The sequence below is a fragment of the Burkholderia sp. MSMB1498 genome (assembly GCF_001526245.1).
GTDB lineage: Bacteria > Pseudomonadota > Gammaproteobacteria > Burkholderiales > Burkholderiaceae > Burkholderia > Burkholderia savannae.
The window spans coordinates 108,320-116,279 of the sequence record NZ_LOYJ01000015.1 but is presented as its reverse complement, the minus strand read 5'-3'; the positions used below and the strand labels follow the sequence as shown (position 1 = coordinate 116,279).

General features: G+C 71.2%; 4 protein-coding genes and 1 pseudogene. 1 reads left to right on the top strand and 4 read right to left on the bottom strand.

The genetic code is table 11. The annotated features are described in order from the left end of the window. The first annotated feature begins 386 nt into the window (after positions 1-386). The gene (locus tag WS91_RS03380) at positions 387-1,973 is read left to right on the top strand and encodes an amidase (RefSeq protein ID WP_059669748.1); all 1,587 of its coding nucleotides are present in this window, start codon (positions 387-389) and stop codon (positions 1,971-1,973) included. A 566-nt stretch (positions 1,974-2,539) separates the two neighbouring features. Here WS91_RS03380 and WS91_RS38100 read toward each other — a convergent pair. From WS91_RS38100 to WS91_RS03355, 4 genes and pseudogenes are all read right to left on the bottom strand, one after another. After that, positions 2,540-2,964, bottom strand: a pseudogene (locus tag WS91_RS38100) (transposase); the annotation flags it as partial. A 225-nt stretch (positions 2,965-3,189) separates the two neighbouring features. Next, positions 3,190-6,402, bottom strand: a complete 3,213-nt coding sequence (locus WS91_RS03365) for a non-ribosomal peptide synthetase (protein WP_059669747.1) — start codon at positions 6,400-6,402, stop codon at positions 3,190-3,192. 107 nt (positions 6,403-6,509) lie between these two features. After that, the gene (locus WS91_RS03360) at positions 6,510-6,710 is read right to left on the bottom strand and encodes an MbtH family protein (protein WP_038752032.1); all 201 of its coding nucleotides are present in this window, start codon (positions 6,708-6,710) and stop codon (positions 6,510-6,512) included. Then, the gene (locus tag WS91_RS03355) at positions 6,703-7,935 is read right to left on the bottom strand and encodes an MFS transporter (RefSeq protein WP_231751965.1); all 1,233 of its coding nucleotides are present in this window, start codon (positions 7,933-7,935) and stop codon (positions 6,703-6,705) included. The genes WS91_RS03360 and WS91_RS03355 overlap by 8 nt, the downstream gene beginning before the upstream one ends. Positions 7,936-7,960 lie beyond the last annotated feature (25 nt).

Below are 7,960 nucleotides of genomic sequence, written 5' to 3'. Positions count from 1 at the left end.
CCCGCGACGACCCGCGACGACCCGCGACGACACGCGACGACACGCGACGACACGCGACGACACGCGACGACACGCGACGACACGCGACGACACGCGACGACACGCGACGACACGCGACGACACGCGACGACACGCGACGACACGCGACGACACGCGACGACACGCGATAAAGGGATCGCGATTCGTCGCGGAAGTTCACTATGAACGGCGCGAAGCGGCGAGATCGCTTCGCCCGGCGCGCGAACGTTGCGTGCGCATCGATTGCCTTTCGCCTACACTCCACCGGCGCGTGCGCCCGGCGACGCGCGACACCCGCGCCGTCAGCCCCGGCCCCGGCCCGGCCCCGGCCGCATCACGACAACAGGACGTACTCAGGACGTACTCGAATGAAACGACGCCATTTCCTTCACTCGCTCGGCGCGCTGAGTTCGGCGCATGTGGTGCTCGCGAGCGCGCCGGCATCGGCGACGACCGCTGGCGGCGAGCGCGGCGGCCAATCGGCGCTTGTGTCGCCGCGCGAAGAGCGCAGCGCGGCGCAGGCGGTGCGCGAGACGCTCGAGCGCGTCGCGCGCATCGATCGCGGCGGCCCGCGGCTGAACGCGATCATCGAACTGAATCCGGACGCCGAGGCGATCGCGCACGCGCTCGACGCCGAGCGGGCGGCGCGCGCCGTGCGCGGCCCGATGCACGGCGTGAGCGTCGCGCTGAAGGACAACATCGCGACGGGCGACCGGATGGCGACGACGGCCGGCTCGCTCGCGCTCGACGGCGTGCGCGCGACGCGCGATGCGCATCTCGTCGCGCGGCTGCGGCGCGCGGGCGCGGTGATCGTCGCGAAGACCAACCTGAGCGAGTGGGCGAACTTCCGCTCGACGCGCTCGACGAGCGGGTGGAGCGGGCGCGGCGGGCTGTCGCGCAATCCGTACGCGCTCGACCGGACGGCGAGCGGATCGAGCTCGGGCTCGGCGGCGGCGGTCGCGGCGGGGCTCGTCGCGATGGCGGTCGGCACCGAGACCGACGGCTCGATCGTGTCGCCCGCCGCGATCAACGGCTGCGTCGGGCTGAAGCCGACCGTCGGGCGAGTGAGCCGCGACGGGATCGTGCCGCTGTCGCACACGCAGGATACGGCGGGGCCGATCGCGCGCACGGTCCGCGACGCGGCGCGGCTACTCGGCGCGCTCGCGGGCGGCGATGCGAACGACCCCGCGACGGCGGGCGCGCCGCCTCCCGCCGACTACGTCGCCGCGCTCGACGCGAACGCGCTGCGCGGCGCGCGGATCGGCATCGCGCGCGCGTTCTTCACCGGGCATGACGAGGTGGACGCGCAGATCGAGCGCGCGATCGCTCGGATGCAGCGGCTCGGCGCGGTGGTGATCGATCCCGTCGACCTGCCGAAGCCCGACTACGAGGACGACGAGAAGACCGTGCTGTTGCACGAGTTCAAGCACGGCTTGCCGCTGTGGCTGCGCGCGTTCGCGCCGCATGCGCGCGTGCGCACGCTCGCCGACGTGATCGCGTTCAACGCGGCGCAGCGCGCGAAGGAGATGCCGTACTTCGGGCAGGAGCTGCTGTTGCGCGCGCAGGAAGCGGGCGGGCTCGACGCGGCGGCCTATCGCGACGCGCTCGCTCGCTGCGGCCGCCGCGCCCGCGACGAGGGGCTCGCGCGCGTGCTGCGCGACGCGCGGCTCGATGCGCTCGTCGCGCCGACCGAGGGCACCGCATGGCTGATCGACCTGATCAACGGCGACAGCGGCACCGACGGCTTCTCGACGCCTGCGGCCGTCGCGGGCTTTCCGCATCTGACCGTGCCCGCGGGGCTGGTGCGCGGCTTGCCGGTCGGCGTGTCGTTCGTCGGCGCGCCGTGGAGCGAGGCGCGGCTGCTCGCGCTCGGCTACGCGTTCGAGCAGGCGACGCAGTGGCGGCGCGAGCCGCGGTTCGTCGAGCGCTCGAACGTGCCGGCGGTCGATGCGTGATGCGCGACGGGCGGCTCGCCGCCCGCGACTGCCTGGCGTGCGCGACGCGCCGTCTCGGCGCGCGGGCGATGTCGGCCGGCCGCATGGCGGCGGCCGGCCGCGACCCGCCTCGGTGCCGGTGATGCGCATGCCATGCGGACCGTTCGGCGGATGTGCGGCGGCGCGAGGCGTCGTCGAACGAATTTGCCGGCCACCGCCCGATCGAGGGACAAACGCGACGCGCATTTGCGCAACGCGGCCGATCGATTGGCGGGCGGCCGCCGAGACGGCGGAGCATGCGGGTTCTTGGCACGGCAAGAACCCGCGTGCTCCGCTTCACGCGCGCATGAAGAGAGCGCACGCCCGGCCGGCGCGAAGCCGCGCCTGGGCCACCGACGCTCGGACGAACCTGTTCACTGGTTGTTCGGGTTGCCCGGCTAGTCGGTTTCTTCGGAACGCGGCCGCTTGCCTGCCTGCGGCGAGCCCTGCTCGCCATGCGCGCGCGGAATGCGCGCGTGAGCGTCTCGCCAGCCTTCCCGGCTCGGCAGATGCAGAGGGCGGTAGCCGTGGCGTCTGCCTGCCTGCGCGATTTCGCCGACGCGCGCCGCAGGCTTGCTCGAGTCGGGTGCGATCGGCCGATAGCTGAAGACCGAACGCGAAAGTTTGAGCGCCGCGCACACCTGGCGTTGGCTCGCGTCGAAGCGATGCATCAGGTCGACGGCGAGTTCGCGCAGCCGGGAAGGCTTCAGGCTTTTTTTGACAGGACATCCTGCAACATCGCCTTGTCGAGCGAGAGGTTTGCGACGAGCCGCTTGAGCTTCGCGTTTTCTTTCTCCAGTTGCTTGACGTGATTCACCTTCGTCGGCGTCAGGCCGCCGAATTTGGCGCGCCAGTTGTAGAAAGTCGCTTCGCTGATCCCCATATCGCGGCATACGTCCGCTATCGGTGCGCCCTGCTGCGCGCGCCTCAGCGCATCGGCGATCTGCTCGTCGGTGTATTTGCTTTTCCTCACCACGTTTGCTCCTCGTCTGAACGGCGCGCCGCGTGCCCCGGGCAAGCCCGGCGCTGCCTTGGATGACTGCCGATTCCGCGATCTGAAAGAACGTCACGCGCAGGACGAATCGCAGCGGACTCGATGCGCCGCGCGCACAACCGAGCGAGCAGGCTGCGGTCGACGTTCGTTGATCGGCGGTCACCGGCTTCGTTGAAAAATCGGACGGCCCGATGCCGTGCCGGCTCATGCGTTCTGCACGACGTGCGCCTCGGCGCGCGCGGGCGGTGATCGTTTCGCGTCGAGGATCGGCGCGATCCGTGCGACGCTCGGCGCGGCGAACAGCTCGCGGATCGACAGCTTGACGCCGAATGTCGCCCGCACGCGATTGATGACGCGCATCGCGGCCAGCGAATCGCCGCCCATCTCGAAGAAATTGTCGTCCGGGCCGATGGTGTCGACGCCGAGAATGTCCGCGAGCAGCACGCAAAGCGCGCGTTCCTGCTCGCCGGCGGGCGTGCGCGTGCCGTGGCTCGAGAAAACAGGTGCGGGCAACGCGCGACGATCAAGCTTGCCGTTCGGCGTCAACGGCAGCGCATCGAGCGCGACGATCGCGGAGGGCACCATGTGCTCGGGCAGATGCCGCGAGAGATCCTCGCGCAGCGCCTGCGGCTGCGCGGAAAAGCCCGCCGCCGCGACGACGTAGGCGACGAGGCGCTTCTCGCCGGGCCGGTCCTCGCGAACGACGGCTTCCGCTTGCGCGATGCTTTCGTGCCGCATCAGCGCGTGGGCGATTTCTCCCAGCTCGACGCGAAACCCGCGGATCTTGATCTGATCGTCCTGCCGGCCGATGAAGTCGAGCGTGCCGTCGGCGCGCCAGCGCGCGAGGTCGCCGGAGCGGTACATGCGCGCGCCCGGCGCGCCGAACGGGTCCGCGACGAAGCGCTGCGCCGTCAGGCCTGGTCGTCGGAGATAACCGAGCGCGAGTCCCGCGCCGGCGACGTAGATTTCGCCCGTGACACCGGGCGGCACGGGATTGAGCGCGCCGTCGAGGACATAGAGGCGCAGGTCGGGAATCTTGCTGCCGATCGGGCTGTGAGCGGGCTCGGCGGCCATGCGCTGCGTCAGCTCGAGATAGCTGACGTGCACGGTCGTCTCCGTGATGCCGTACATGTTGATCAGTTGCGGCGCGTTTTCGGCGTGGCGCGCGTACCAGTCGTCGAGCTTGCGCATGTCGAGCGCCTCGCCGCCGAAGATCACGTAGCGCAGCCGCAACGACCGGCCGAGCGCCGGATCGTCGCGATCCGCCTGCATCAGCTGCTGGAACGCCGACGGCGTCTGATTCAGCACGGTCACGCGCTCGCGCGCGAGGAGGCTCAGAAATTCGACGGGCGAGCGGCTGACCGGAAACGGCACGATCACGAGCCGGCCGCCGCGTAGCAGCGCCCCCCAGCATTCCCATACCGAGAAATCGAATGCGCACGAATGGAACAGCGTCCAGACGTCGTCGGCGCCGAAGCCGAACCATCGATCGGTGCTCGTCAACAGACGGATCACGTTGGCGTGCGGCACGACGACGCCTTTCGGCTTGCCGGTCGACCCGGACGTATAGATGACGTACGCCGGGTCCGACGCAAGCAACGGCCGGAGCCGGTCGCCGTCGGCCGGATCGTGTGCGGCGGCGGGCGATGCGTCGTTTTCGGCGGGGCTGTCGACATACAGCACGTCGCCGCCGCCGCCGCCGCGCGCCGCAAGCGCCGCGGTGGTCAGCGTCGCAGCGGGCCTGGCGTCGGCGAGCATGAACGCGAGCCGCTCCGGCGGATAGTCAGGATCGAGCGGCAGATAGGCGGCGCCCGCCTTCAGGATCGCGAGCAGCGCCACGATGAGCTCGGCCGAGCGGGGCACGCACACGGCGGCGATCGCGCCGGGACCGACGCCGAGCGCGATCAGCTGGTGCGCGATGCGATTCGCGCGTGCGTTGAGCGTCGCGTAGGACAGGTGCTGCGTGCCGAAGGTGAGCGCGATCGCGTCCGGCGTGGCGGCCGCCTGCTGCTCGAACGCGGCCGGCACGGTACCCGTCGGCGCCGTGACGACCGCATTCCAGTCGTGCAGGATGCGGTGCCGCTCCGCGGCGCTCGTCAGCGCGATCGTCGCGACTGGCCGCGCGGGCTCGGCCACTGCCGCCTCGATGAGCCGCACGAAGCGTTCCCGGTGGCGGCCGAGCTCGTCGTCGCCGTACTGCGCGGCGTTCGCGTCGAACGCGATGCACAGCTCCTCGTCGCCGCCGTGGGCGTAGACGGTCCACGAAAAATCGTCGACCGGGCCGGCCGACAAGTGGCGAAAGCGCGCGCGATGGCCGGCGAAATGGGCGTCCAAGTCGAATGTCATCACGTTGACGACGTGCGCGAAGAGGCGGGTGCTCTCGCCCTTTTGCTGCGCGTCGCGGAACAGCTCGACGCTGCGGTAGCGCGCATGGCGCAGCGCCTGCCGAACCTCTCGCGCGGCCTGGCGCGCGACGGCCCGCAGGGACGTCGCCGCGTCGAACGCGAAACGGAGCGGCAGCACGTTCGCGCACATGCCCGGCGTTTTGCGCAGGTCGGGCCCAGTGCGCGCGGTGGCGGACATGCCGACCACGATTTCGTCCTGGCCGAGCGCGCGATGCAGATAGGCGGCCGCCAGCGCGATCATCAATTGCGGGACGCCCGTGCCTTCGGCCTGCGCGAGCGCGCGCAGCGCGCGGCTCGTGTCGGCCGACAGGCGCTCCCATTCGCGGCGAAACCGGCCGAGCGGCGAGAACTCGCCGGGATTCGCGTCGCTCGCGAGGCTCGCGGGCGACGGCCGGCCGGCGAGCCGCGCGCTCCAGTACTCGCGGTCGAGCGCGAACGACGGCGACGCGCGATATGCCGCGTCGATCCGAAGCAGGTCGGCGAGCGTGCCGAACGGCGCCGGCGCCGGCGTCTCGCCGGCGGCGAGCGCCGTGTAGATCTCGGCGCCGCGCCGGATCAGCAGCGAGATGCCGAACCCGTCGATCACGATGTGATGAAAGAACAGATACCAGTAGAACCGGTCGGGCGCGACGCGCAGCAGCGCGAAGCGAAACGGCGGATCGCGGGTGAGATCCGTCGGGCGAACGCGATCGGCGGCCATCCATGCCTCGGCGGCTTCGTGCGGATCGTCCGCGAAACCGAAATCGAGATGGACGACGTCCCGGTCGTCGCGTGCGCGCGCGATCTGCACCGGTATCGAGCCGCGCTCCGCGAACGCGACGCGAAGACACTCGGTTTCGGCGACGAGGCGGCGGACGGTCGCGTCGAAGCGTCCGGCGTCGATCGGACCGTCGATGTCGAGATAGGCGGCGGTGTTGTACGCGCTGGTTCCCGGCGCGAGCTGCTCCGCGAACCAGATTTCCTGCTGCGCAGGCAGCAGCGGGTGGGATGGAAGGGCGAACTCGTTCGTCATGTCGGCGTGTCCTCGTTGGGCGGCGCGTGATCGGGCGATCGCCGCCGCGACGGCGGCGCGCGGCGTCCGCGTTCCGCGGTGAAGCGTCGGCGTGCGCGTGCGCGACGTCAGGCGGCGTGCGGGCGGCGCGGGGTCAGGTCGGTCCAGTGCGCATCGAGGTAGTCGACGCAGGGCTGACGCGCGGCTTGTCCGAACACGACGCTCCAGCCGGCGGGCGGCGCGATCGACGCCGGCCAGAGCGAGTGTTGTCCTTCGGCGTTCGACAGCACGACGAACGTGCCGTCGGGATCGTCGAGCAGATTAGTCATGGCTATCCTCTCTAGCGTAGGGTGGGAGCGACGGTGCCGGAGCGCGCGCGTGCGCGCCGGAGCCGCCGCGCAGGATGGCGGCGAGCGACAGCGCGTACAGCGCCGCGGCAACCAGGAAGGGTGCACCGGGAAGGCGAAGCGGGGACGATGGCCCCGCAAAGAAGTGAAACAGGTTCGCGCCGGCGAGCGGCGCGCAGGATGCGGCCAATCCCATCAGGCAGACGAGCGCGCCCTGATATTCGCCTTGCCGGTCACTGCCGGCGCGCAGCGAGATCATCGTGCGCACGGCGGGATCGCTGACGAGCGCGAGAGCGTGCAGCGCGATCGCGACGATCACGACGGCAGGCGACGCGGCGATGCTGTAGCAGAGATAGGCCGGCACGAACAGCGCATAGCCGGCGGCCGCCGTCCCGCGCTCGCCGAGCCGCGACACGAGGCGCGGCAGCACGAAGCTTTGCGTGAGCGCGATGCCGAGACCCAGCATCGCGAGCGCCAGGCCGTTCTCTCTCGGTCCCCATCCGATCCGATGCTCGTTCGAGATGACGAAGCAGGTGAGGAAGATGCCGTAGGCCATCATGCCGCAGCACACGGCGAACGACAGCCGGCGAAAGTCACTGTCCTGCCGCAGCAGCGCGAGGCTGCCGAACGGATTCGCGCGCCGCCGCGCAAACGGGCTGCGCCGCGTCGCGGGCAGGCTCTCGGGCAGCGCGAACAGCGCGCACGCGCCGTTGCAGAGCGCAAGCGCGCCGGCCGCGTAGAACGGCGCGCGCGGCCCGAGCGTGCCGAGCAGGCCGCCGAACGCGGGGCCGGCCACGAGACCGAGGGCGACCACGCCGCTCGCGAAGCCGAACCGCGCGGCGCGCAGGTGGGGCGGTGTGACGTCGGCGAGATAGGCGGTCGCGACGCCCGTGCTGGCCGCGGTGGCGCCGACGAGCAAATGGCCGGCGAGCAACCACGCGAAGTCGCGCGCGGCGGCGAGCAGCAGGAATGCCGTCGCGTTGCCGAACAGGGCTGCCAGCAGCACCAGCCGCCTTCCCTTTGCGTCGCTCAGCGTGCCGAGCAGCGGCCCGAACACGAACTGCATGAGCGCGGCGCACGTCATCAGCACGCCGATCAGCAGTGGCACGTTCGCGGCGCCGTACCCGATCGCCCGCAGCAGCTGCGGCAGCACAGGCACCGCGACGCCCATGCCGATCGCATCCACCGCGAGCGTCAGCAGCACCACGGCGACCTGCCTAGGCGGGCGGGGG